26 protein-coding genes are annotated in these 22,979 nt (G+C 71.7%); 14 read left to right on the top strand and 12 right to left on the bottom strand.

The genetic code is table 11. The features are described from left to right. Positions 1-66 precede the first annotated feature (66 nt). Positions 67-615, bottom strand: coding sequence for a hypothetical protein (locus tag ACIGWZ_RS34030; RefSeq protein WP_400070886.1), 549 nt, complete (start codon positions 613-615; stop codon positions 67-69). Positions 616-701: 86 nt separating this feature from the next. Beyond that, the gene (locus tag ACIGWZ_RS34025; protein WP_400070884.1) at positions 702-1,106 is read right to left on the bottom strand and encodes a hypothetical protein; all 405 of its coding nucleotides are present in this window, start codon (positions 1,104-1,106) and stop codon (positions 702-704) included. Between the two features lie 210 nt (positions 1,107-1,316). Here ACIGWZ_RS34025 and ACIGWZ_RS34020 point away from each other — a divergent pair, with 210 nt between their 5' ends. Beyond that, positions 1,317-3,635, top strand: a complete 2,319-nt coding sequence (locus ACIGWZ_RS34020; RefSeq protein WP_400070882.1) for a PQQ-binding-like beta-propeller repeat protein — start codon at positions 1,317-1,319, stop codon at positions 3,633-3,635. A 15-nt stretch (positions 3,636-3,650) separates the two neighbouring features. Here ACIGWZ_RS34020 and ACIGWZ_RS34015 read toward each other — a convergent pair whose 3' ends face one another. Together ACIGWZ_RS34015 and ACIGWZ_RS34010 are read right to left on the bottom strand one after the other, a co-directional pair. Continuing rightward, positions 3,651-4,058: a hypothetical protein gene (locus tag ACIGWZ_RS34015; RefSeq protein ID WP_400070880.1), complete on the bottom strand. Its 408-nt coding sequence runs from the start codon at positions 4,056-4,058 to the stop codon at positions 3,651-3,653. After that, a complete protein-coding gene (locus ACIGWZ_RS34010) occupies positions 4,055-4,264 on the bottom strand; it encodes a hypothetical protein (protein WP_400070878.1) in 210 nt (69 codons plus the stop codon). Before ACIGWZ_RS34010 ends, ACIGWZ_RS34015 begins: the two co-directional genes overlap by 4 nt. Positions 4,265-4,433: 169 nt before the next feature. Here ACIGWZ_RS34010 and ACIGWZ_RS34005 point away from each other — a divergent pair, with 169 nt between their 5' ends. The 8 genes from ACIGWZ_RS34005 (at position 4,434) to ACIGWZ_RS33970 (ending at position 8,612) form a co-directional block, all read left to right on the top strand. After that, complete coding sequence (locus ACIGWZ_RS34005; RefSeq protein ID WP_400070876.1) at positions 4,434-5,276, top strand: helix-turn-helix domain-containing protein; 843 nt, start codon at positions 4,434-4,436, stop codon at positions 5,274-5,276. After that, positions 5,258-5,548 carry a DUF397 domain-containing protein gene (locus tag ACIGWZ_RS34000; protein WP_400070875.1) on the top strand — a complete coding sequence of 97 codons (291 nt, stop codon included), beginning with the start codon at positions 5,258-5,260 and terminating at the stop codon, positions 5,546-5,548. The genes ACIGWZ_RS34005 and ACIGWZ_RS34000 overlap by 19 nt, the downstream gene beginning before the upstream one ends. A 161-nt stretch (positions 5,549-5,709) precedes the next feature. Then, positions 5,710-5,901, top strand: a complete 192-nt coding sequence (locus ACIGWZ_RS33995) for a hypothetical protein (RefSeq protein WP_400070873.1) — start codon at positions 5,710-5,712, stop codon at positions 5,899-5,901. After that, positions 5,885-6,409: a DUF6879 family protein gene (locus ACIGWZ_RS33990; protein WP_400070872.1), complete on the top strand. Its 525-nt coding sequence runs from the start codon at positions 5,885-5,887 to the stop codon at positions 6,407-6,409. The genes ACIGWZ_RS33995 and ACIGWZ_RS33990 overlap by 17 nt, the downstream gene beginning before the upstream one ends. Next, positions 6,406-7,236: a helix-turn-helix domain-containing protein gene (locus ACIGWZ_RS33985; RefSeq protein ID WP_400070870.1), complete on the top strand. Its 831-nt coding sequence runs from the start codon at positions 6,406-6,408 to the stop codon at positions 7,234-7,236. The genes ACIGWZ_RS33990 and ACIGWZ_RS33985 overlap by 4 nt, the downstream gene beginning before the upstream one ends. A gap of 80 nt (positions 7,237-7,316) precedes the next feature. Then, positions 7,317-7,550 (top strand): DUF397 domain-containing protein, encoded by a 234-nt coding sequence (locus tag ACIGWZ_RS33980; RefSeq protein ID WP_400070868.1) that lies wholly within the window; start codon positions 7,317-7,319, stop codon positions 7,548-7,550. Positions 7,551-7,638: 88 nt separating this feature from the next. Beyond that, positions 7,639-8,124 carry a hypothetical protein gene (locus tag ACIGWZ_RS33975; RefSeq protein ID WP_400070866.1) on the top strand — a complete coding sequence of 162 codons (486 nt, stop codon included), beginning with the start codon at positions 7,639-7,641 and terminating at the stop codon, positions 8,122-8,124. Between the two features lie 167 nt (positions 8,125-8,291). Then, positions 8,292-8,612, top strand: a complete 321-nt coding sequence (locus tag ACIGWZ_RS33970) for a GYD domain-containing protein (RefSeq protein WP_400070864.1) — start codon at positions 8,292-8,294, stop codon at positions 8,610-8,612. A gap of 69 nt (positions 8,613-8,681) precedes the next feature. Here the strand turns inward: ACIGWZ_RS33970 and ilvD are convergent, their stop codons facing one another. The 4 genes from ilvD to ACIGWZ_RS33950 form a co-directional block, all read right to left on the bottom strand. Then, the gene (gene ilvD / locus ACIGWZ_RS33965; RefSeq protein ID WP_400070862.1) at positions 8,682-10,532 is read right to left on the bottom strand and encodes a dihydroxy-acid dehydratase; all 1,851 of its coding nucleotides are present in this window, start codon (positions 10,530-10,532) and stop codon (positions 8,682-8,684) included. 179 nt (positions 10,533-10,711) lie between these two features. Next, positions 10,712-11,320: a TetR family transcriptional regulator gene (locus ACIGWZ_RS33960; protein ID WP_400070925.1), complete on the bottom strand. Its 609-nt coding sequence runs from the start codon at positions 11,318-11,320 to the stop codon at positions 10,712-10,714. Between the two features lie 59 nt (positions 11,321-11,379). After that, positions 11,380-12,204: a sugar phosphate isomerase/epimerase family protein gene (locus tag ACIGWZ_RS33955; RefSeq protein WP_400070860.1), complete on the bottom strand. Its 825-nt coding sequence runs from the start codon at positions 12,202-12,204 to the stop codon at positions 11,380-11,382. A gap of 57 nt (positions 12,205-12,261) precedes the next feature. Then, entirely contained in the window at positions 12,262-13,203 is a 942-nt protein-coding gene (locus ACIGWZ_RS33950) for a Ppx/GppA family phosphatase (RefSeq protein WP_400070858.1), read from the bottom strand. Between the two features lie 57 nt (positions 13,204-13,260). Here ACIGWZ_RS33950 and ACIGWZ_RS33945 point away from each other — a divergent pair, with 57 nt between their 5' ends. Next, positions 13,261-14,094, top strand: coding sequence for a hypothetical protein (locus ACIGWZ_RS33945; RefSeq protein ID WP_400070856.1), 834 nt, complete (start codon positions 13,261-13,263; stop codon positions 14,092-14,094). A gap of 357 nt (positions 14,095-14,451) precedes the next feature. Here the strand turns inward: ACIGWZ_RS33945 and ACIGWZ_RS33940 are convergent, their stop codons facing one another. Continuing rightward, entirely contained in the window at positions 14,452-16,146 is a 1,695-nt protein-coding gene (locus ACIGWZ_RS33940) for a sigma-70 family RNA polymerase sigma factor (protein WP_400070854.1), read from the bottom strand. 197 nt (positions 16,147-16,343) lie between these two features. On the opposite strand from ACIGWZ_RS33940, the gene radA reads away from it, so the two are divergent. Continuing rightward, entirely contained in the window at positions 16,344-17,756 is a 1,413-nt protein-coding gene (gene radA / locus ACIGWZ_RS33935) for a DNA repair protein RadA (RefSeq protein WP_400070852.1), read from the top strand. Between the two features lie 132 nt (positions 17,757-17,888). Next, positions 17,889-19,010, top strand: coding sequence for a DNA integrity scanning diadenylate cyclase DisA (gene disA / locus ACIGWZ_RS33930; protein WP_400070850.1), 1,122 nt, complete (start codon positions 17,889-17,891; stop codon positions 19,008-19,010). Between the two features lie 131 nt (positions 19,011-19,141). Here disA and ACIGWZ_RS33925 read toward each other — a convergent pair whose 3' ends face one another. Beyond that, positions 19,142-19,960: a hypothetical protein gene (locus ACIGWZ_RS33925; protein ID WP_400070848.1), complete on the bottom strand. Its 819-nt coding sequence runs from the start codon at positions 19,958-19,960 to the stop codon at positions 19,142-19,144. Between the two features lie 221 nt (positions 19,961-20,181). Beyond that, entirely contained in the window at positions 20,182-20,739 is a 558-nt protein-coding gene (locus ACIGWZ_RS33920; RefSeq protein ID WP_400070846.1) for a pyridoxamine 5'-phosphate oxidase family protein, read from the bottom strand. A gap of 183 nt (positions 20,740-20,922) precedes the next feature. On the opposite strand from ACIGWZ_RS33920, the gene ACIGWZ_RS33915 reads away from it, so the two are divergent. Together ACIGWZ_RS33915 and ACIGWZ_RS33910 are read left to right on the top strand one after the other, a co-directional pair. Next, a complete protein-coding gene (locus tag ACIGWZ_RS33915; protein ID WP_400070923.1) occupies positions 20,923-21,849 on the top strand; it encodes an A/G-specific adenine glycosylase in 927 nt (308 codons plus the stop codon). Positions 21,850-22,160: 311 nt separating this feature from the next. Continuing rightward, complete coding sequence (locus tag ACIGWZ_RS33910) at positions 22,161-22,712, top strand: SigE family RNA polymerase sigma factor (RefSeq protein WP_400070844.1); 552 nt, start codon at positions 22,161-22,163, stop codon at positions 22,710-22,712. Positions 22,713-22,736: 24 nt separating this feature from the next. Here ACIGWZ_RS33910 and ACIGWZ_RS33905 read toward each other — a convergent pair whose 3' ends face one another. Beyond that, the gene (locus tag ACIGWZ_RS33905) at positions 22,737-22,976 is read right to left on the bottom strand and encodes a hypothetical protein (RefSeq protein WP_400070842.1); all 240 of its coding nucleotides are present in this window, start codon (positions 22,974-22,976) and stop codon (positions 22,737-22,739) included. Positions 22,977-22,979: the final 3 nt, after the last annotated feature.

Genomic DNA, 22,979 nt, shown 5'->3' with positions numbered 1-22,979 from the left:
ATCGCTCAGGGCCGCGGAGTTCAGCCATCGTTTCGGTACGTGCCGCGGAGATCCGTCAGAAGCGCCCTAGCCGCGCTCCTTCCCCTTCGGCCGCGGCTTCTTCGAGGCCGGGTTGCCGGTGCGGGCGTTCCGCCGTCGCTCGTGGCGCTCGCGGGCCGCCGCGTACTCGGCGCGGCGCAGCTTCTCGCCCGGGGCTTCGACGAGGCTGCGGCAGAAATAGGCCAGGAGCGAGCCGAGGAAGCCGATGAGCATCAGGCTCTGGGCGGACTTGTCGGCGGCGCTCGCCGAGGACGGATCGGGGCGCCGGACGAAGCCGTCCCAGGTGCGGCGGAAGGCCAGGGCGCTGCACACGGCGAAACCGGCGACGACGAGGACGGTGACGAGCGGGCCGACGTTGCCGAATTCCAGACCCTGGAAGGCGAAGCGCAGGATGAGCGCGCCGAGGGCGGCGAGCGCGAGCGAGCCCACCGCGACGGCGGCGCGGCGCAGGGCGTAGCCGCCGTCGTGGTGGACCCAGGTGGTGCCGAAGAAGCGGATGTCCTCGGGCTGCGGGCCGCCGGTGGCCGCGCCGCCGTCCCGCTCCGGGCCGCCGGGTGCCGTGTGCGCTTCGCTCATGGCATCGATTATCCCCGGCGGCCGGTCACCGTCGGCCGGTGCGGCTGCGCGGCGCGGATCGGCTGGCGCTGCCGGTGCGGCGCGGCTCAGCTGGTGCAGCGCGGCGCGACCGGGCCGCTGCTGCCCGTCCGGACGTAGGCGTCGGAGACGTACTGGCCGGGTCCGATGTTGTCCCAGATGTCCGTGGTGCCGTAGGGGCCGGTGATCCGCTGGCCGCGTCGCTGGCACTGGATCTGGATCCAGGCGCCGCCCGCCAGCTTCCGGACGACCGAGGCGGCGGTCGAGGGGCCGCTGCGGACCTTGAGCTGCTGCCCCGGGGCGACCTGGTAGGTGCGGCGAGTGGCGGCGGCCAGGGCGACGGGCGCGTCGGAATCCGGGGCGGTTTCCTTCTCGGACCCCACGCCGGACGCCGGGCCGGAGCCCAGGTCGGAGTCCAGATCCCCGACGAGCGCGTCCAGGTCCGGGAAGTGCCGATGATCCTCAGTGGTCATTTCGCGTTCCCCCGTATGTGACTTTCGTGTGATTGATATGTGGCGGGTATGTGATGCGTACGCGATCCATCGATGCCCGTGGCGCTGGCGCATTTTCGGACACGCAACGCGCACGCTAGCAAGCCTCGTTCATCTCGTACGTGTCATCGACTAGGCTCCGCGCGTCGCACCTGCGACCGAATTGCATGGGTAGGACACGGGGGTGGAACAATGCCGCCGCTGCGTAATTCCGGGGGCGACCCGGAAGCGGAGCGTCCGGAATACGCCGGTCAATATCGCCTGGAGGCACGGCTGGGCTCCGGCGGTATGGGCGTGGTGCATGTGGCGCGCTCGTCTTCCGGGTTGTCGCTCGCGGTCAAGGTCATTCACGCCGAGTTCGCCCAGGACTCGGAGTTCCGGGCGCGGTTCCGGCAGGAGGTGGCGGCCGCGCGCCGGGTCAGCGGGGCTTTTACGGCGCCCGTCGTGGATGCCGATCCGGATGCCGAACGGCCCTGGATGGCGACCCTCCACATTCCCGGCCCCACCCTTTCCGACCATGTGAAACGGAATGGGCCGCTGGCGCCCAACGAGGTACGGAAGCTGGCCGCGGGGCTCGCCGAGGCGCTGCGTGACATCCACCGCGCCGGGGTCGTCCACCGCGATCTGAAGCCGTCGAATGTGCTGCTGGCCGCCGACGGTCCGAAAGTCATCGACTTCGGCATTTCCCGGCCGTCGGACAGCGAAATGCGCACCGAGACCGGCAAGTTGATCGGCACTCCGCCGTTCATGGCGCCCGAGCAGTTCCAGCGGCCGCGCGAAGTGGGGCCGGCGGCGGATGTGTTCGCGCTGGGTTCGGTGCTGGTGCATGCCGCCACCGGTAGCGGGCCGTTCGACTCGGACAGCCCGTATCTGGTGGCGTATCAGGTCGTGCACGACGAGGCGGATCTGACGGGGGTGCCCGAGGAACTGGCGCCGCTGATCGAGAGCTGCCTGGCGAAGGATCCGGCGGACCGGCCGACGCCCGGCGAGCTGATGGAGCTGCTGCACACCGAGACCCATACGGAACTGGACCTCGGCCTGCCCCCGGTCCCCACGGTGTCCACGGCGCCCGCACACCGGCCGGTCGCCCCGTCCCCGCGCATACCGGCCCAGCGGCAGCCGACGGGCGCCGCCTCCGCACCGTCCCCCGCCGAGACCACCCATGTCCGCGCCCGCACGGCCCTGCCATTGGACCCGCCCGAGGAGACCGGAGCGGACGGAGGGAACGGAGGGAACGGACGGGGCACACGGACCGGACGGGCCGGAAGCGCCGGAAGGGAAGCAGGCGGCGCCGCAGAAACGTCGCGCCGCTGGCCGGTATGGGCGGCGGTGGCGCTGCTGATCGCCGGGTCCGGTGTCTTCGCGGGCGTACGGGCCCTGTCGTCCGGCGACGACTCCGGCCTCCAGACCCGCCCGCCGCAGGCCGAGGCCGTGATCCGCCCCTGGCACACCACGGTCGTCCAGCGTTCCCCCGGCCACCGCTCCGAGCTGCCGTTCTGCGCGGCCGGCTCGGGTGCGGTCTTCTGCTCGCTGCCCGGACTGCGGGTCGGCCGCTTCGATGCCGCCACCGGGCGGGCGTCCTGGCGCCGCGACGCCAAGGCCGCGCCCCGCACCGACTCACCGCCGAGGGCACCGGTGCTGTCCGGCGGGCTGCTGTACGTCTGGACGGCCGACGGCAAGCGGCTGGAGGCGCTCGACCCGTCGGCCGAGGGGAAGGGCGCCACGCGCTGGAGCCAGGACCTGGCCGGATACGAGGTGGCGGCCGTCATCGGCGACCGGGTGCTGCTGTCCGCCGGCGACGGCACGGTGACCGCGCTGGACAGCACCACCCACCGGCAGAGCTGGCGCAAGCGCTACCCCGCGCACACCCCGGCGACGTTCTTCTCCTACGGCGACCCGCACACCGCCTACGCCGTCGGCCTCACCGCCGACAGCAAGGACACCCAGATCACCGCGATCGACCTGAAGGACGGCGCGGTCCGCTGGGCGCGACGCCTGCCCGGCTCGCTGACCCCCGCCGGTGTCGGCGCCTCCGGCGCCCTCTATTTCACCGCCGCCGACCCCATGCGGCCCATGACCACCACGGCCGTCGTCCGCTGCGACCCGCGCACCGACCGCCCGCGCCGTATCCCGCTGGACAGCCCGCTCGACGGCCTCGTGACGGCCGCGGTCCACGGCGAGACGGTCTACGTCCTCGCCGAGGGCGGCTCCCTGCAGGCCGTCGGCGCACGGAAGTGGAGCACCGAGACGTCGGTCAGCCGCGCCTCGACGCCCGTACTGAGCGGCGACCGGCTCTACTTCACCGCACCGGACGGCCGCCTGCTGGCCGTCGACACCCGCACCGGCACGCTGCTCGGCCAGACCCCACCCCGCCTGGCGGCCGACCGGCGCAACGGCTACCTGGATTCCCTGCCCGCTCCGGTGGTGGACGCCCGCCACGGCCGGATCTTCGCGTCGGCGCCCGACGGCACGGTCTTCGCCGCGCAGACGAAGGACCCCGCCCGCTGGTGACACCCGGCACCGCGGTCAGCCCGCTGCCGTAAGGGGCCACGCGCCCCATTGTCCGCCGACGCCGACGAAGGCGCCGGGATCCTCCTCATGGCAGGGACAGGCGCAGACCTCCCAGTGGACGCCGGGGGCCGAGGTGATCTCGGGCTCCGGCGTCCCTTTGTCGCAGGTCGCATGCGTCCCGATGTGGCAGGCCGGTGACACGTACGGCGCCAGGATGTACGGCCGTACGAGCCGCGGGGTGTCCACGAACAGCCTCCCCTCGGCCGCATCGCGCGCGTACGGACTCCTGTGCCGCGGCAGCCGCCGACGGTGCCGGGACCCCGGGGCGGGCTCCGGGGCCGGTACGGCGGTGGCCCCTCGATGCTTCCCGTACGCGGGGAAGAGCCGCACGAGCAGGGCCCGTACGAGCCGCCGCCCACTCACCGCTCCGCCGCCTTCCGGAGCACGGCGCTCAGCCGGTGGGCCGTCTCCACGTTGCAGCGCCCCAACTCGACCAGCGCGCGGGGCTGTACATGGCTCAGCCAGACCGGGTCGACGCCGAGCGACGGCAGCACGATGCCGACCTGCCGGAGTGCGGCGGCCAGTTCGCCGCAGGCCGCCTGCGCTTCACTGTGGGGTTCTGTGGTCATTTGATGCCGCTCCCGGTTGTCGTTTCCCTGCGTCGCGCGCCGGCCGCTGACTACCGTGAGTGGTCCGGCCATTACGAGGATGGACCGGCGAAAGGGCGCAACCCGCCAATTGCGGGGCGTAGTTCCTCGCCCTGGGTAGCTAGTTCCGCACCTTCCCTGGAGGGGCCCCATGCCGCCGAGAAGCATCGTCACCGGACGAAGTACGGACCCGCGCCGACGATTCGCAGAGGAGCTGCGATTACTGCGCACACAGCGCGGGGAGAGCCTGCGGCAGCTCGGCACGGCGCTGGGCTGGGACGCGTCCCTGTTCGGAAAGATGGAACGCGGGCAGACGATCGGAGGCCCGGAGGTCGCCGAAGCGCTCGATCAGCACTACGGGACGCCTGGATTGCTGTTGGCGCTCTGGGAGTTGGCGGCGGCGGATCCTACGCAGTTCAAGGAGCGGTACCGGCGGTACACGCTTCTGGAGTCCGAAGCGGCGAGCCTCTGCCACTACGGAGTCAGCACCGTTCACGGGCTGCTCCAGACGGAGGGCTACGCACGGGCCCTGCTCACAGCAGGTGGCATCAGCGGCGACGCACTGACACGGCAGGTGGATGCGCGCATAGGGCGCCGCGACGTACTGCACGCAGAAGGCGCGGCGCAGTTCCGCACCATCCTGTCCGAAGCCGTCCTGCGCACGCCGCTGGGCGACGCCAGCGAGTGGCGGCAGCAGCTTGAGCACCTCATGGCCATGGGGGAGCAACCGAACGTCACCGTTCAGGTCGTGCGGTACAAGGTCGGGCTGCACGCCCTGTCGAACACCGACACCATGCTCCTGCGGCTCCCGGGCGGCCCCACCGTGGCATGGGTGGAGACCGGATATTCGGGCGAACTCGTCCAGGAATCGGAACCAGTTGAGCGTCTGCAACGCGCGTACGATGCGGTGCGGGACCTGGCGTTGAGCCCGGCCGACTCACGGAAGTTCATCAACCAGACGTTGGAGGAAGTGCCGTGCGAACCATCGACCTGAGCACCGTCACCTGGCGCAAGAGCAGCTACAGCAACCAGGACGGCGGCGCCTGCATCGAGGTCTCCGACGACTTCCTCATGGCCGCCACGTGGCGCAAGTCCAGCTACAGCAACCCGGACGGCGGCCAGTGCATCGAGATAGCCGACAACCACCCCGCCCTCGTCCCCGTCCGCGACAGCAAGAACCCCCACGGCCCCGCGCTCGTCTTCCGCGCGGCCTCCTGGGCAACCTTCGTTACCGCCGTCAAGGGCAGCGAACTGCCCAGCGCCTGACGCCCCAATCCCAAAGACCGGCCCCCGTCGCCACCGCGGCGGGGGCCAGTTCCTTGATTTCCCGTTCCGTCAACCAAGATCCCTTGACCCCTGCGTCACGGCCTCGGGAGCATCGAGACAACGCCGCGAACCAGCGGCACGGCAGAGGGAAAGCGGTGGCCATGAAGGTGACCAAGCTGGTCAGCACGTGCGAAGAGGACGACTGCCCGACGCTGTACGCGACGGACCGCGACACGCTCCTGGTACAGGGGGTAACTCCACCCAATCACGGCTTACGGATTCCCACTCACGAAACGCTCGTGGAGATCCCGACTGACCTCATCCGAAAGGCCTTCCGTGACGAGCTCATCTAAGACCCTCGGCGATCTCTTCGGCACGTTCGAGCGAGAGGCGTTCCGGCTGGAAACCCTGGACGACTACAGCAACTCCGGGAATGTCGATGCCTACCGGACATTCCTGTCCGGGAAACCGCAGCCGCAGGACTACAACTCCCGATGGGTGGGCGAGGTTCAATCGCATACGGGCCAGGGAAAGCGCATCTATCGCGTACACATCCTGACCCGCCCGCTGACGGACTATCTCAGGTACGAGCTCGGGTGGGGCTATCAGAAGAACATGACCGGCGGGGAAGAGTTCTTCATCCTCGACGTCACCGAACAACCCAACCCGCTGGCGGACGTCCCAGATTTCTGGCTCTTCGATGCGGAGAGCACCGCCGCCATGCGCTACGACGATCACGGCGCGTTCCTCGGGGCGGATGTACTGCCACCTGACCGCGCGGCAGAGTTCGTCGGTTACCGGGACGAGGCGCTTGCGCGTGCGGTGCCCTTCACCGACTGGTGGGCCAAGCACGGCGAGTGAACAGAGCACAGCTCGGGGCCGCGCTGCGGGCACTGCGTTTGGCATCCAAGAAGGAGGCCAAGGCGGTGGCCCGCAGCGCACTCATGTCGCCGTCCAAACTTTCCAAGATCGAGAACGCGAAACTTTCGCCCAGCCCGACCGACGTCGAACGCATCCTGAGCGCGATCGGCGTATCGGATGAGATAAAAGCGGAGTACGTGAACGCGGCACGCGCCGCCGCGACCGAGGTGACCGCCTGGCGGCTGCTGAAGAGGGTCGGCCTCCACAAGGGGCAGCAGGCCACCAAGGCGCTCGAAGCGCAGATGGCCAGACTTCGACTCTTCCAACCCGCCCTGGTTCCCGGGCTGCTCCAGACGCCGGAATACATCAAGGCTGTTTTGCAGCGTCACGACCTGAGCGAAGACTCCCTGGCGCGCACCATCGCCGGGAGAATCGACCGGCAAGCCGTTCTCTACGACGGCACAAAGTCTTTGCGCTTCATCATCACGGAACCGGTTCTCCGGTGGCGAATCGTATCGCCGCAGATGATGGCCGCACAGCTCGACCGGATCGTCTCCCTTTCGCGACTGTCTCATGTGGATATACGAGTCGTCCCCCTCGAAGTACAGCAACACGACGTAGCAAGTCACGCTTTCGTCATCCGGGATGATCGCATGGTGACCGTCGAAACGATTCACGCGAAGGTGACCGTAACCGACCCACGGGACGTCCAACTCTACGTTCAAAAGTTTCAAGGTTTCGAGGAGATAGCCCTGTCCGGCGACGGAATGCGCGACATGGTCGAACGCATCAGGGACGAATTCTTGCGGGAACAGGAAACAGGCTAGGCCGGGTGCCGACCGCTGCCGAAGATAAATCCGTGCCGACAGACGGTCGGCACCCGGCAGACGATCAGGAAGGCACACCGATGCAGAACGGAACCGACCTGTACGCGCTCGACATCGATGGCGCCGCATTCACCACGGCATGCGGCGGCAACACCCACCCGGACGGGGAATCCTGCGTCACCCTCGCTCGAATCGGCCCGGATGCCTGGGCCGTTGGCGACAGCAAGCGACCCGGTAGGGAACCCCTCCGATTCACCACGGCGGAACTGGACGCGGCCGGTCTCGACCCGGCGCGGTTCGGGCTCCCGGCCTGACCGGCTCCTCAGCCCCGCCGGCCCCGGCCCTTCATCGAGGGGCCGGATCGGCGGGTCCCCTCACCGCATCGAGCCGAACGGGACGACTGTGCACCACCACGGGTATCTCTGGGCAGGCCCGAAACAACACTTCGACGACGACGGGCTACGGCGGCCTCCCCATACTGAGCCACCTCCGGCAGCGGGACCGGGCGACGGGGAACGTCACCGGTTACAAGAGCGGTACCGGGAAGTCGTGGCGGAATTCCCGCGCAGCAATCTGCCGCCCATCGAAACGGCACACTGGCTGATGAAACCGCGGAGTTCTGTCCTCGGGACATGGAAAGAAGCGAAAGAGGCAGCGGTCTGGCTCGGAAAGCAATTGGCGGACTACGCCCCTCGTTTCGGCTGCGACGTCCACCGGGACACAATCCATCTGGCCGCGGTCGTCGGCTCAGCCTCCGAGCGACTCGAATGGGGTGGTGATGTGTCCCTTGGCTTCTACCTCGAAAGCCCGGCGTTCCTCTCGCTGGCCCTGGTGACGTGCTCCCCGAACCGCTCCGTTCCCGAATTGCGCTGCCCCGTCGGGGAGTGAGGACGACCGCGCGGCGCCCCTTACCTTTGGGCCCCGTACCCGAAGGGGGCTGACTTCCTGGAAGCGGACGGCGATCCGATTGGCGGAACATAACGGCCGGTGCCGCACCGGACCGATCCATAGTGGCCATGAGGGGGCACGGGACCACCGGTGTACGGGAGAGCGGCATGCCGAAGTACCTGATCCAGGCGAATTACACGGCCCAGGGGACAAAGGGGCTGCTCAGCGAGGGTGGCAGCAGCCGGCGGGCCACCGTGGAACAGGTCGTCGGTTCCTGTGGCGGCACGCTGGAGTCGATGTACTTCGCCTATGGGGACACCGATCTGTACTGCATCGTCGAATTCCCCGACCACCTGTCCATGGCCGCCGTCTCCATGGCGGTCCGCGCCTCCGGCGCGCTGGAGTCGAAGGCGACCCCGCTGCTGACCGTCGAGGAGATCGACGCGGCCGCCAAACGGGACATCGCCTTCCGTCCGCCCGGCGACTGAGTGCCGGGCGGGTCCGGCACGAGCAGAGCCCCCACAGCGTGGGGGCTCTGCTGGTAGTACGGGCTCGTCTCAGCCGAGCTTGCTCACGTCCCGCACCGCGCCCTTGTCCGCGCTGGTGGCCATCGCCGCGTAGGCCCGCAGTGCCGCCGAGACCTTGCGTTCGCGCTGCTTGGGCTCGTAGACGCCGCCGAGGGCCTCGCGGCGGGCGGCCAGCGTGGCGTCGTCGACGAGCAGGTCGATCGAGCGGTTGGGGATGTCGATGCGGATGCGGTCGCCGTCCTCGACGAGGGCGATGGTGCCGCCGGAGGCCGCCTCGGGCGAGGCGTGGCCGATGGAGAGGCCGGACGTGCCGCCGGAGAAGCGGCCGTCGGTGACCAGCGCGCAGGCCTTGCCCAGGCCGCGGCCCTTGAGGAAGGACGTCGGGTAGAGCATCTCCTGCATGCCGGGACCGCCCTTGGGGCCCTCGTAGCGGATGACGACGACGTCGCCTTCCTTGATCTCCTTGCGGAGGATCTTGTCGACGGCCTCGTCCTGCGATTCGCAGACCACGGCCGGGCCCTCGAAGGTCCAGATGGACTCGTCGACGCCGGCGGTCTTCACGACGCAGCCGTCCTCGGCGATGTTGCCCTTGAGGACCGCGAGGCCGCCGTCCTTGGAGTAGGCGTGCTCGACGGAGCGGATGCAGCCGCCCTCGGCGTCGACGTCCAGGGACGCCCAGCGCTCGGACTGCGAGAAGGCGGTCGCCGAGCGCTTGCAGCCGGGGGCGGCGTGCCACAGCTCGACGGCCTCGGCGGAGGGGGAACCGCCGCGCACGTCCCAGGTCTTGAGGTGTTCGGCGAGCGAGGTGGAGTGGACGGAGTGCACGTCCTCGTTGAGGAGGCCGCCGCGGTAGAGCTCGCCGAGGATGGCGGGGATGCCGCCGGCGCGGTGCACGTCCTCCATGTAGTACGTGCCGCCCGGGGCGACGTTCGGGGCGACCTTGGCCAGGCACGGGACGCGCCGCGACACCTCGTCGATGTCGGTGAGGTCGTAATCGAGGCCCGCCTCCTGCGCCGCGGCGAGCAGGTGCAGGATCGTGTTGGTGGAGCCGCCCATGGCGATGTCGAGGGCCATGGCGTTCTCGAAGGCCTGGCGGGTGGCGATGTTGCGCGGCAGGACGGACTCGTCGCCGTCCTCGTAGTGGCGCTTGGTGATCTCGACGACCGTGCGGCCGGCGTCCTCGTAAAGGGCGCGGCGGGCGGTGTGCGTGGCGAGGACCGAGCCGTTGCCGGGGAGGGCCAGACCGATGGCCTCGGCGAGGCAGTTCATCGAGTTGGCGGTGAACATGCCGCTGCAGGAGCCGCAGGTGGGGCAGGCGTTCTCCTCGATGCGCAGGATGTCCGCGTCCGAGACGTTCTCGTTGGAGGCGTCGACCATGGCGTCGATCAGGTCGAGCTTGCGGACGGTGCCGTCGACGAGGGTGGCCTGGCCGGCCTCCATCGGGCCGCCGGAGACGAAGACGACCGGAATGTTCAGGCGCATGGCGGCCATCAGCATGCCGGGGGTGATCTTGTCGCAGTTGGAGATGCAGATCAGGGCGTCGGCGCAGTGGGCCTCGACCATGTACTCCACGCTGTCCGCGATGAGGTCGCGGGAGGGCAGGGAGTAGAGCATGCCGGCGTGGCCCATGGCGATGCCGTCGTCGACCGCGATGGTGTTGAACTCGCGCGGGATCGCGCCCGCGGCCCGGATGGCGTCGGAGACGATCCGGCCGACGGGGGCCAGGTGGGTGTGGCCGGGGACGAACTCGGTGAAGGAGTTGGCGACCGCGATGATCGGCTTCCCGATGTCCTCGCTCGCTACGCCCGACGCACGCATCAGGGCGCGGGCGCCCGCCATGTTGCGGCCATGGGTAACGGTGCGGGACCTCAGCTCGGGCACGATGGTCACTCCCTCGGGATACGTACGCATGGCAGCGGCGCCATACAGCAGCTGATCCCGAGGTTACGCTCTTGATCCAAGATCCGGACACCGACTCCGGTATGTGAGATGCCTGACCGGAGTGCGAGATGCCGCTTTGCGAGTGCGGCTGACGGCTACGGCTACGGCTACGGCTACGGCTACGGCTGGGTCAGATACCGCTGGAGCGTCGGCGCCACCATCGCAACGATCTCCTCCACGTCCGCGGACGCCATCGGCTCCATCCTGACGACGTAACGGAGCATGGCGATCCCGATCAGATGGCTCGCGGCCATCTGCGCCCGGAACTCCGGGTCGGGGACGTGCAGTTCGCCCGCCACCCGCTGGAGCAGACGGCGCTCGACCAGCCCGCGCAGCACCGCCGCCGCGGTGTCATTGGTCAGCGCGGAGCGCATGATCGCCAGCAGCGGCGGGCGGCTGACCGGGTTCTCCCAGATGCCGAACATGAAGCGGGCCATCCGCTCCCCCGCACCGGCCTCGCCCCCGCCCGCGATCGCATCCGGCATGGTCAGCGCGGGTGCGAAGGACAGCTCGATGGCCGCCGCGAAGACCTGCTCCTTGGTACCGAAGTAGTGGTGCACCAGGGCGGCGTCCACCCCGGCCGCCTTGCCGATGGCCCGTACCGAGGTCTTGTCGTAGCCGCGCTCGGCGAATTCCGTACGGGCCGCGGCCAGGATCCGCTCGCGGGCGCCGGGCCCCTCGGCGGCCTCGGCGCGGGCGGGGCGGCCACGACGACGGGCGGGCTTCACCGGCTTCCCGGGCTCCCCCGCCGGCTCCCCCTCGGGTTCCCCGTCCGGCTGCGGGTCGCTCACGACCCCGGCACCCAGGTGGGCGACGCGAGATGCAGCCGGGTGAAGGCCAGCGCCTCGGCGAGGTCGGCCTCGCGTTCCGCGGCGGACATCGCCCGGCGGGTGTTGACCTCGACGACCACATGCCCGTCGAAACCGGTGGCGGCCAGCCGCTCCAGCAGATCGGCGCACGGCTGGGTGCCGCGGCCCGGCACCAGATGCTCGTCCTTGGCGGAGCCGTTGCCGTCGGCGAGGTGGACGTGCGCCAGCCGGTCGCCCATCCGCTCCACCATCTCCAGCGCGTCATTGCGGGCGGTGGCGGTGTGCGAGAGATCGACGGTGAAGTGCCGGTAGTCGTCGCTGGTGGGGTCCCAGTCCGGGGCGTACGCCAGCATCTCGCGGTCCCGGTAGCGCCAGGGGTACATGTTCTCGACGGCGAACTTCACGTCCGTCTCGTGCTCCATCCGCCACACGCCGCGCACGAACTCCCGGGCGTAGCTCCGCTGCCACCGGAACGGCGGGTGCACGACCACCGTCGAGGCGCCCAGCTTCTCCGCGGCGTTCCGCGCCCGCTGGAGCTTGACCCAGGGGTCGGTGGACCACACCCGCTGGGTGATCAGCAGACACGGTGCGTGCACGGCCAGCACCGGCACCCCGTGGTAGTCCGACAGCCGGCGCAACGCCTCGATGTCCTGGCTGACCGGGTCGGTCCACACCATGACCTCGACACCGTCGTAGCCCAGGCGCGCGGCGATCTCGAAGGCCGTCGCCGTCGACTCCGGATACACCGAGGCCGTGGACAGGGCGACCTTCGCATCGGGAATGCGCACCACTGGCTCTGTCACGAAGGACAGCGTACGGGCCGCGGCTGGGCACCGGGCAGGAGGTCCGGGCCGCCGCGTTCACTCCGTCGCCGGGGGCGGCAGATGGTCCAGCCGCCGCAGGATCACGCCCTCGCGCAGCGCCCACGGGCAGATGTCCAGCGTCTCGACCCCGAACAGATCCATCGCCGCCTCCGCGACCAGCGCCCCGGCCAGCAGCTGCCGGGAGCGGCCCTCGGACACGCCGGGCAGCTCGGCCCGCTCGCGCGCCGACATCCCGGCCAGCCGGGGCACCCACTCCTCCAGCCTCTTGCGGGTCAGTTCCCGCTGGACGTACAGACCCTCCGCCGAGCGCGCCGCGCCCGCGATCCGGGCCAGCTGCCGGAAGGTCTTGGAGGTGCCGACGATGTGGTCGGGCGTTCCGTAGCGGGTGAAATCGCTCACCACGCGGGCGATCTCGGCCCGTACGCGGCGGCGCAGCGCCCGTACGGCCTCCGGGTCCGGCGGATCGCCGGGCAGATTGCGGGCGGTCAGCCGGCCCGCGCCGAGCGGCAGGGAAGCGGCCGCGTCCGGCTCCTCGTCCAGCCCGTAGGCGATCTCCAGCGAGCCGCCGCCGATGTCCAGTACGAGCAGCCGCCCCGAGGACCAGCCCAGCCACCGGCGGGCGGCGAGAAATGTGAGCCGCGCCTCATCCTGGCCGGACAGCACCCGCAGTTCGACGCCGGTCTCCACGGCCAGCCGGCGCAGCACCCCCTCGCCGTTGGTCGCCTCGCGGATCGCGGACGTGGCGAACGGCAGCACTTCCTCGACGCCCTTGTCCTCGGCCACCTGGAGCGCCTCCCGGGCGGTGGCCACCAGCCGTTCCACCCCGTCGTCACTTATGGCGCCGGACTCGTCGAGGAGTTCGGCAAGGCGCAGCTCCGCCTTGTGCGAGTAGGCGGGCAGCGGGCGTGCGCCGGGGTGTGCGTCCACCACCAGGAGATGGACCGTATTCGAACCCACATCGAGGACACCGAGTCTCATACGGGGAAACCTACTGCCGCGACCGGTAACTCTTGTCAGCCGCCTTAGGCTGGAGTCGTGGCAAAGACGAAAAAGGCGAAGAAGACAAAGCACACCAAGCAGGAAAAGGCCGTGGCGGCCGGGGCGTCGCCCGACGAGGTGGGCCTCGACTTCGCCCGGGCCTGGGTCACCTTCCCCGACCCGGCCGACGACGAGCAGCTCTTCCGCTGCGACCTGACCTGGCTGACCTCGCGCTGGACCTGCATCTTCGGCAGCGGCTGCCAGGGCATCCAGGCCGGCCGGGCGGACGACGGCTGCTGCACGCTCGGCGCGCACTTCTCGGACGAGGAGGACGAGGCGCGGGTGGCGACGCATGTGGCGCGTCTCACGCCCGACCTGTGGCAGTTCCACGACGTCGGCACGACGACCGGCTGGACCGAGGAGGACGAGGACGGCGAGCGGCAGACCCGCCGTTGGCAGGGCTCCTGCATCTTCCAGAACCGCCCCGGCTTCGCGGCCGGCGCGGGCTGCTCGCTGCACATCCTCGCGCTGCGCGAGGGCCGCGAGCCGCTGGAGACCAAGCCGGACGTGTGCTGGCAGCTGCCCATCCGGCGCACCTACGACTGGATCGACCGGCCCGACGACACCCAGATCCTGCAGGTGACGATCGGCGAGTACGACCGGCGCGGCTGGGGTCCGGGCGGCCACGACCTGCACTGGTGGTGCACCTCGGCGACCTCGGCGCACGGCGCGGGCGACCCCGTCTACGTCACGTACAAGCCGGAGCTGACCGAGCTGATGGGCAAGAAGGGCTACGCCAAGCTCGCCGAACTGTGCGAGGAGCGGCTGTCGGCGACGTTGCCGATGGCACCGCATCCGGCGGATCCGAAGCCGGCGAGCCCGAAGAAGTAGCTCGGAGAAGTAGGTCGGAGAAGTAGGTCGGGGCGGGCGGCCGGGGGCCCGAGCGGGCCTCTGGGCGGTGGCCCGGGCGTCCCCGCCCGGGGGGTACTGCCCGCCCGGCCGTGACGACCGCCGTCGCCGCCGCGGCCTGGGGGCTTCGTGGTGCGCGCCCTGGGGCGGGGCCCGTAGGGGGCGGGGGAACAGATCACCTAGGGGGTGCGAGCGCCCCCTGCGGGGCCACAACGCGACCGGGCCGGGGCGGTATTCCCGAGTCCCCGAGCCCCCGAACTCCCGAGTCCCCGAGCCCCCGAGCTCCCGAATTCCGGGACCTGGGACCTGGGACCCGGGACCCGGGTCCAGGGACCCGGATCAGCGCGCCGGGTTGGTCGTAGTGGACGGCTGCGCCGTCGGGGTCGGGGTCGGCGTCGGGTTCGTAGGGCTCGGTGTCGGCGTCGGGTGCGTGGGGGCCGGGGTGGGCGTCGGCGGGTGTGGAGTGGTGGGCGGGTCCGTGGGCGAGGGGGAGGTCGGGCCCGGGTCGGGATCGGTCGCGCCGCGGCCCTCCATCGCGACGGCCGTGCCGCCGGGCTCGATCGCGATCCGGGTCTTCCAGTACCCCTCGGGCTCCTGGTCGTGATCGACATAGACCGTGATCGTCGTGTTCTCCCCCGGCCGCAGCACCCCGGCCGTATGGCTCATCTGGAGCCAGGGCGCACCGGCCGACGCCGTCCAGCGCACCGGGGTCCCACCGGAGGCGTAGAGCGTGATGACCGTCGTCCCGCCGCTCGGCTGCGCCGTGACGGTCAGCCGTCCGGGCCCGGACCGGCCCCGGGCGGGAGCGGTCGGCGGCAGCGGAGTGCCGTCCGCGCCGATCACCTGGGCCGTCACATCGGACGCCGCGTCGCCCGGCGGGAAGCCCGGAGCGGGGGTCGTCCGGGCGTTGCCGGCGTTCTCGTAGCGGGGGCCGCCGACCCGGCTGTCCTTGCCGCCGGATTCATTGGCCGTCACCGCGGGGCTGTCGTCCGCCGCCGTCTCCGCGGTCGACGGGGCCTGGCGGTAGGCGGCCCATACGGCCAGCATCGGCGCGGCCAGCACGGTGGCGACGACGGCGCTGGTCAGCGCCCGGTTGCGCAGTCGGCGGCGGCGGGCGGCCCGGTCGGTGGGGGCGGCGGGGAATCCGCTGCGGTCGTAGCGAGGAGAACCGTTTGCCCCATTGGCTCTGCCCGCGCGCCCGGCACCCGTCGGCACACCCGCGCCGGCCACCCCCTCCGCACGCCCCGACCGCGACCGCCGGGCCGCCGCCGTCGCGACGGCCACCGCCGCCCGCGGCGCGGCGACCAGGGGCAGCGACCCGGGGGCGGCGGGATCGGTGCCGGGCCAGGGCCCGGCGGCGGTGGCTCGCTCCGCCGTCCGACGGCACTCGAGGCAGTCGTCCACATGCCGCACCAGTTCCCGGCGGAGCGCCGCGCCCAGCAGCATCTGCGTATCGGCCGCCAGCTGCGCGACCTCCCGGCAGCGGCCGCGTTCGACGACGGCCAGCGCGGCCCGGGTCCGCTCGACCTCGCAGCTGGCGGCGGCCAGCAGCACGCGGGTGTCGGCCGGTTCCGTGCCGAGCACCGCGGCGACCTCGCCCGCCGGGAGGTGATGGCGTACCGACAGCTCCAGCGCCTCGCGCTGCTCGGGGGTGGTGCCGGCGGCCTCCGGCCAGGCCAGCGCGGCGAGTTCACGCTGCCGCGCCTCGGCGTCGGCGGGCGCCTCGGCGTCGGATGCGAGGGGGAGCTCGGCGAGGCGGCGCAGGCAGGCCCAGCGGGCCAGGGCGTAGAGCCAGGGGCGGTAGAGGTCCGGGTCGGACGGGCGGCGGCCGTGGTGCCGCTCGGCGAGCGCCAGCGTCTCGCCGAGCACCGCGGTCGCCGCGTCGTGCTCGCACAGCACGGACAGGCAGTACGTGAACAGCCCGTCCAGATAGGCGTCGTAGCGCTCCTTGCGCTCGGCGCGTTCCTGGGGCTGCGGGCTGCGCGACCGGTGTGCGCCGGTGGTGTGCGTGGGGTGCTCAAGCCTGCTGCTCATCACCCGGCGACGGTAGGCGGATGATGCAGCCGCTCTCGCTCCCCTTGGACACTTTTAACCCTTACGGGTGACCATCTCCCTCAAAAGGGGACAGCGGTCCCCTAACCCGTCCTCCAGCCCGTTCTCGGCAGACCACTCGGTCGGCCCAACCCGCGGCACGGACCGGCACTGTCGGTGCCCGCCGATACGGTGACCCCATGGCAACCCGTAAAACGTCGGCCAAGGAGCGCCCCTCCTACCGTTGCACCGAGTGCGGCTGGACCACCGCGAAGTGGCTCGGCCGCTGCCCCGAGTGCCAGGCGTGGGGGACGGTCGAGGAGTTCGGCGGCGCCCCCGCGGTGCGCACCACCGCGCCCGGCCGGGTCACCACCGCCGCGGTGCCCATCGCCCAGGTCGACGGCACACAGGCCACCGCCCGCTCCACGGGCGTGTCCGAGCTGGACCGCGTACTGGGCGGCGGGCTGGTCCCCGGCGCGGTCGTCCTCCTGGCGGGCGAGCCGGGCGTCGGCAAGTCCACGCTCCTCCTGGACGTCGCCGCCAAGGCCGCCAGCGGCGACCACCGCACGCTCTACGTGACGGGCGAGGAGTCCGCGAGCCAGGTACGGCTGCGCGCCGACCGGATCGGCGCCCTCGACGACGACCTCTACCTCGCCGCCGAGACCGACCTCTCCGCCGTCCTCGGCCATCTGGACACCGTCAAGCCGTCCCTGCTCGTCCTCGACTCCGTCCAGACCGTCGCCTCGCCCGAGATCGACGGGGCGCCGGGCGGTATGGCCCAGGTCCGCGAGGTGGCCGGCGCGCTGATCCGGGCGTCCAAGGAGCGCGGCATGGCCACCCTCCTGGTGGGCCATGTCACCAAGGACGGCGCCATCGCGGGCCCCCGCCTCCTGGAGCACCTGGTCGACGTCGTCCTCCACTTCGAGGGCGACCGCCACGCCCGGCTCCGTCTGGTCCGGGGCGTCAAGAACCGCTACGGCACGACCGACGAGGTCGGCTGCTTCGAACTGCACGACGAGGGGATCATCGGCCTCGCCGACCCCTCCGGCCTGTTCCTGACCCGCCGCGCCGAGCCGGTGCCCGGGACGTGCCTGACGGTCACCCTGGAGGGCCGCCGCCCTCTGGTCGCCGAGGTCCAGGCGCTGACCGTCGACTCCCAGATCCCCTCTCCCCGGCGTACGACCTCCGGTCTGGAGACGTCCCGGGTGTCGATGATGCTGGCCGTCCTGGAGCAGCGCGGCCGCATCAGCGCCCTGGGCAAACGCGACATCTACAGCGCGACGGTCGGCGGCGTGAAGCTGACCGAGCCCGCCGCCGACCTCGCCGTCGCCCTCGCGCTGGCCAGCGCCGCCAGCGACACCCCGCTGCCGAAGAACCTGGTCGCCATCGGGGAAGTGGGCCTCGCGGGCGAGGTCAGACGCGTCACGGGCGTCCAGCGCCGCCTGTCGGAGGCGGCCAGGCTCGGCTTCACCCATGCCCTGGTTCCGTCCGACCCCGGCAAGATCCCCGACGGAATGCGGGTCCTTGAGGTCGCCGATGTCGGGCAGGCGCTGAGCGTGCTGCCCAAGCGGGTGCGACGGGAGGCACCACAGGATCAGGAGGAGCGCCGGTAGACTTTGCCCTGGTCTCGCCCGTCACCGCAGTCGTGTTGCCGGCCGGGATCCCCGCGTACTCTCGCTGAGTACGTCACCGCGGCATGGGCCGGGCGGCCTGCGGACCGATTGACCTTGCGACGGAGGAGTGCAGTGGCAGCCAACGACCGGGCATCGGCTCCCGGCAGGTCCGGAAGCTCCGGCACCGACCGCCTGATGCGCGCCACGCTGAGCGCCGTCGCGCCCGGTACGGCCCTGCGCGACGGCCTGGAGCGGGTCCTGCGCGGCAATACGGGCGGCCTGATCGTCCTCGGCTGGGACAAGACCGTCGAGTCGATGTGTACCGGCGGCTTCGTCCTGGACGTCGAATTCACCGCCACCCGCCTGCGCGAGCTGTGCAAGCTCGACGGCGCGCTGGTCCTCGACAAGGACATCACCAAGATCCTCCGGGCCGGCGTCCAGCTCGTCCCCGACGCCTCCATCCCCACCGAGGAGACCGGCACCCGGCACCGCACGGCCCAGCGCGTCTCCATCCAGGCGGGCTTCCCGGTCGTCTCGGTCAGCCAGTCGATGCGCCTGATCGCCCTCTACGTGGACGGCGAGCGCCGCGTCCTGGAGGAGTCCGCGGCGATCCTCTCCCGCGCCAACCAGGCCCTGGCGACCCTGGAGCGCTACAAGCTCCGCCTGGACGAGGTCGCCGGCACCCTCTCCGCCCTGGAGATCGAGGACCTCGTCACGGTCCGCGACGTCACCGCCGTCGCCCAGCGCCTGGAGATGGTCCGCCGGATCGCCACGGAGATCGCCGAGTACGTCGTCGAGCTGGGCACGGACGGCCGCCTCCTCTCCCTCCAGCTGGACGAGCTGATCGCCGGCGTGGAGCCCGAACGCGAGCTGGTCGTGCGCGACTACGTCCCCGAGCCGACCGCCAAGCGCTCCCGCACGGTCGTCGAGGCGCTCGCCGAGCTGGACGCGCTCAGCCACACCGAACTCCTCGAACTCCCCGTGGTGGCCCGCGCGTTGGGCTACAGCGGCGCCCCCGAGACGCTGGACTCCGCGGTCTCCCCGCGCGGCTTCCGCCTCCTGGCCAAGGTCCCCCGCCTGCCCGGCACGGTCATCGACCGCCTCGTCGACCACTTCGGCGGCCTCCAGAAGCTGCTCGCGGCCAGCGTGGACGACCTCCAGGCCGTCGACGGCGTCGGCGAGGCCCGCGCCCGTTCGGTCCGCGAGGGCCTGTCGCGCCTGGCGGAGTCGTCGATCCTGGAGCGGTACGTCTGACGCCGCAGCGCCGTAGCGGGTGACGGCCGCCGTCGCGGCGGCCGCACCGTACGGCCCGGACCGGCCCGCTTCGCCCCCGGACCGGCCCTCGGCTCAGCCCCTGGCGAGCGGCTGGGCCCTCGGCGAGCGGCTCAGCCCTTGGCGAGGGTGAACTTCGCCTCCACCGGGTCCAGCCCCGGCACCTTCGCCTCGACGACGTACTTCCCGGCCGGCACCGCCGCCGCGCTCGGAGTGGCGCACTGCGGGGCGCTGGCCCGGCGGTCCCACTCGACGGTGCGCTCCACGGAGCCCTTCGCCGGGACCTTCAGAAGGGCCGGGCTGGTGCCCGCGGGGCAGTCGTTGGAGGCCCACACCCGGTCGTCGCCCGCGGAGTCCTTGATCGTCAGCACCGCGGCCTTGCGGCCCAGGTCGACCTTGCAGGCCGAGCCCGCGGAATTCTTCACCGTCAGCTCGAACCGCGGCTTCTCACCCTGCTTGTAGGTGGACTTGACGCTGCGGAGCACCAACTCGGCGCCGTCGGTGGTGCAGTTGAGGAGCGGGGAGTCGGCCGGTACGAGCTTGCCGCCCGCGCCCTGGCCGATGGGCCCGCCGGCGGAGCCGCCGGCACCCGAACCGCCACCGGAGCCCTTGTCGCCGTCGTCCGATCCGGACGCGCCGCCCGAGCCGTCCGAGCCCGACTCGCCGCCGCCGCCCGATCCGCCGCGCCCGCCCGGCTTTTGACTGATCACCGGCCCGCTGCCGGAGGGCCCCGGCGTGATGGAGGTCGCGGGCCCCGACCCGTGCGCCTTGCCCTTGTCGCCCTTGCCGCCGGCCTGCTCGGTGTCCCCGCCCATGCTGAAAACCCACACCACCAGGAGGGCGAGCAGTGCGACGATGGCCAGCGTAACGGCCCTCCGCCGCCAGTAGATGGAGGAGGGAAGCGGCCCGATCGGATTGCGCAGTGATCCCACGTGGAAACTCTACGAGAGATCGGCGCGCAGACCGGCCAGTACCCGCCGCACGACGCTGCAACTTTTCCCATCATCGGCCCGGATACGGCCCGTCGGGGAGCCGGTGTGGGCCATTGCCGCCCGATCCGGCCGGATCGCGCCCGATGTGCCGCGCCCCGCGCGTTGCGGTCGTTTGCGCACCGAAAACGACCAAGGACGGCCGGGGACTTCGACGACGCCCCCTACGCGGCCCCGGCCCGGTGCCACTCCTCCTTGTGGCCGAATCCCCGGCCGTTGTCGATCAGCCGCAGCCAGTCGGGGCGCAGCTCCCACAGCGTGGTCCGCTCCAGGGCCGCGCGCAGCGACTCGCTCTCGGCGACGAAGGGGAAGCGTTCGGTGTAGGCCCGCCAGCCGGCCGCCCGCTCGTCGTCCCCCAGTGGTCGGCAGCGCCCCCGCCCCTGAAGGCCCGTCAGCCCGCGCCACTCCTGGCCGTCGCGCTGCGCGGTGAACGCGACCCGCGCGCCGCCGGTCGCGGACGCGGTCCCCGACGCGGACCCGGGTGCGGCCCCGGACGCGTTTTCCGGCGCGGTCCCGGGCGCGGCGAGGGCCCGGCCGTGCCGCGTACCGGTCGACGTGACGAAGTAGAGGACCGGCCCCTGGGCCGGCGCGTACAGCACGGCGGCCGCCTGCGGCCCGTCCTCGTCGACATACGCCAAGGTCATCGTCGTATGTGCGGCCAGCGCCCGCCGGATCTCCGCCGGGCATGCACTGTCCTTTGTGACCGCATTTTCTTCGCTCATGACCACATCCTCTTCCCTCCTGACCGCTTCCTCGCGTACCGGCGGTAGCGGCCACCCGTACGTACCGGGCCGTCCCGCGTGCGAGTGGGCGCGGGCGGCGCGGGGCCGGGACGTTTCTCGGGCGGGCGTGGGCGTGCCAGGATCGGTGGTGCCATGACTTCGACGCCTGCCACATCCACTGCCATGACCGCCGCCGCCGATACCGCTTCCGCCGCTTCGGCCGCGGAGGCCGCCGACGGGACCGGGCTGCACGGCCCGGTCACCGACTGGTTCGACGAGCACGCCCGCGATCTGCCCTGGCGCCGCCCCGAGGCGGGTGCCTGGGGCGTGATGGTCAGCGAGTTCATGCTGCAGCAGACGCCGGTCAGCCGAGTGCTGCCGGTGTACGAGCAGTGGCTGGCCCGCTGGCCGCGCCCCGCCAACCTGGCCGCCGAGGCGCCGGGCGAGGCGGTGCGCGCCTGGGGCCGGCTCGGCTATCCACGGCGCGCGCTGCGGCTGCACGCCGCCGCGTCCGCCATACAGGAGCGCCACGGCGGTGACGTACCGCGCGAGCACGGCCAGCTGCTGGCGCTGCCCGGCGTCGGCGAGTACACCGCCGCCGCCGTGGCGTCCTTCGCGTACCGGCAGCGGCACGCGGTGCTGGACACCAATGTGCGCCGGGTCTTCGCGCGCGCCGTCACCGGCCGCCAGTACCCGCCGAACGCCACCACGGCCGCCGAACGCAAGCTGGCCCGAGCCCTGCTGCCGCAGGACGAGCAGCTGGCGGCGCGCTGGGCGGCGGCCACGATGGAGCTGGGCGCCCTGGTGTGCACGGCGCGCAGCCCGGAGTGCCACCGCTGCCCGATCGCGGCGCAGTGCGCCTGGCGGCTGGCCGGGTCCCCGGCGCACGAGGGTCCGCCGCGGCGCACCCAGGCCTACGCCGGCACCGACCGCCAGGTGCGCGGCAAGCTGCTGGCCGTGCTGCGGGAGGCGGTCGCGCCGGTGCCGCAGCAGGTGCTGGACGCGGTGTGGGACGAGCCGGTGCAGCGGGCCCGCGCGCTGGACGGGCTGGTCTCGGACGGCCTGGTGGAGCCGCTGGGCGGGGGCCGGTACCGGCTGCCGCACGCGTAGCGAACGAAGCCGGCGTCACCGCAAGGTGACCGAAACCGGCGTGACCGAAAGCGGCCCCAATCTGGCTTGATTGGGGCCGTAGGCCTTTCGGCGGGCCCTCTTGTCCCCCGGGAGGATGACCCGCGCCGCCCCGCCGTCCGCCCAAGGTATGACCCCCGGCGGGCTGTTACACAACCGCAGGTTTTCCGTGCATTCGCTGTGGGGCCGACGCACATTACGTCGCAACACCCCCTCCGTAGCGTCTTCCTCGTGCTGGAGATGACCGCCAGCGCATTCAACGTGGGGAACGCAAGCGGAACGGAGGCGTCGGAATGGCGACCAGCGGCGGCAAGGTACTGGACTTCGAAGAGTATGTGCGTACGCGGCAGGAGGCCCTGCTGCGGAGCGCCCGGCGGCTGGTGCCGGATCCGGTCGACGCCCAGGACCTGCTCCAGACGGCTCTGGTCCGCACCTACGGCCGCTGGGACGGCATCGCGGACAAGTCGCTGGCCGACGCCTACCTCCGCCGCGTCATGATCAACACCCGTACGGAGTGGTGGCGCGCCCGCAAGCTGGAGGAGGTCCCCACCGAGCAGCTCCCCGACGCGAGCGTCGACGACGGCACCGAGCAGCGCGCCGACCGCGCCCTGCTGATGGACATCCTCGGCGTGCTGGCGCCCAAGCAGCGCAGCGTGGTCGTGCTGCGACACTGGGAGCAGATGAGCACGGAGGAGACCGCGGCGGCCCTGGGCATGTCCACCGGGACGGTCAAGAGCACGCTGCACCGGGCCCTCGCCCGGCTCCGCCAGGAGCTGGAGAATCGCGACATCGACGCGCGGATGCTGGAGCGCGGCGACCGGGACCGGGAGCGGTGCGCGGCCTGATCGTGACGAACGTCGCGGCACGCTTCACAGCATGTCGCGCGACAATCGCCACACGAGCACGACAGAGCACCACACGAGCAGCGGCGGGACCAGCGGCTGTGCGAGCGGCACGGTGGGCAGGAGCGGATTGTCCAGGAACAGGTTGACCGGCGGGTTGACCAAAGGCGGTGCGGCCACGGCGGGGGTGGCCGCCGTCGGCCTTTTGCTGGCCGGATGCAATCCCGGTGGCGACGGCGTACGGACCGAGGGTTCGGCCTCCGGCACGCC

This window comes from Streptomyces sp. NPDC053427, assembly GCF_044544985.1.
Lineage (GTDB): Bacteria > Actinomycetota > Actinomycetes > Streptomycetales > Streptomycetaceae > Streptomyces.
Note: the sequence above shows the minus strand (reverse complement) of the source record. Positions and strands in the feature narration are given on the sequence as shown.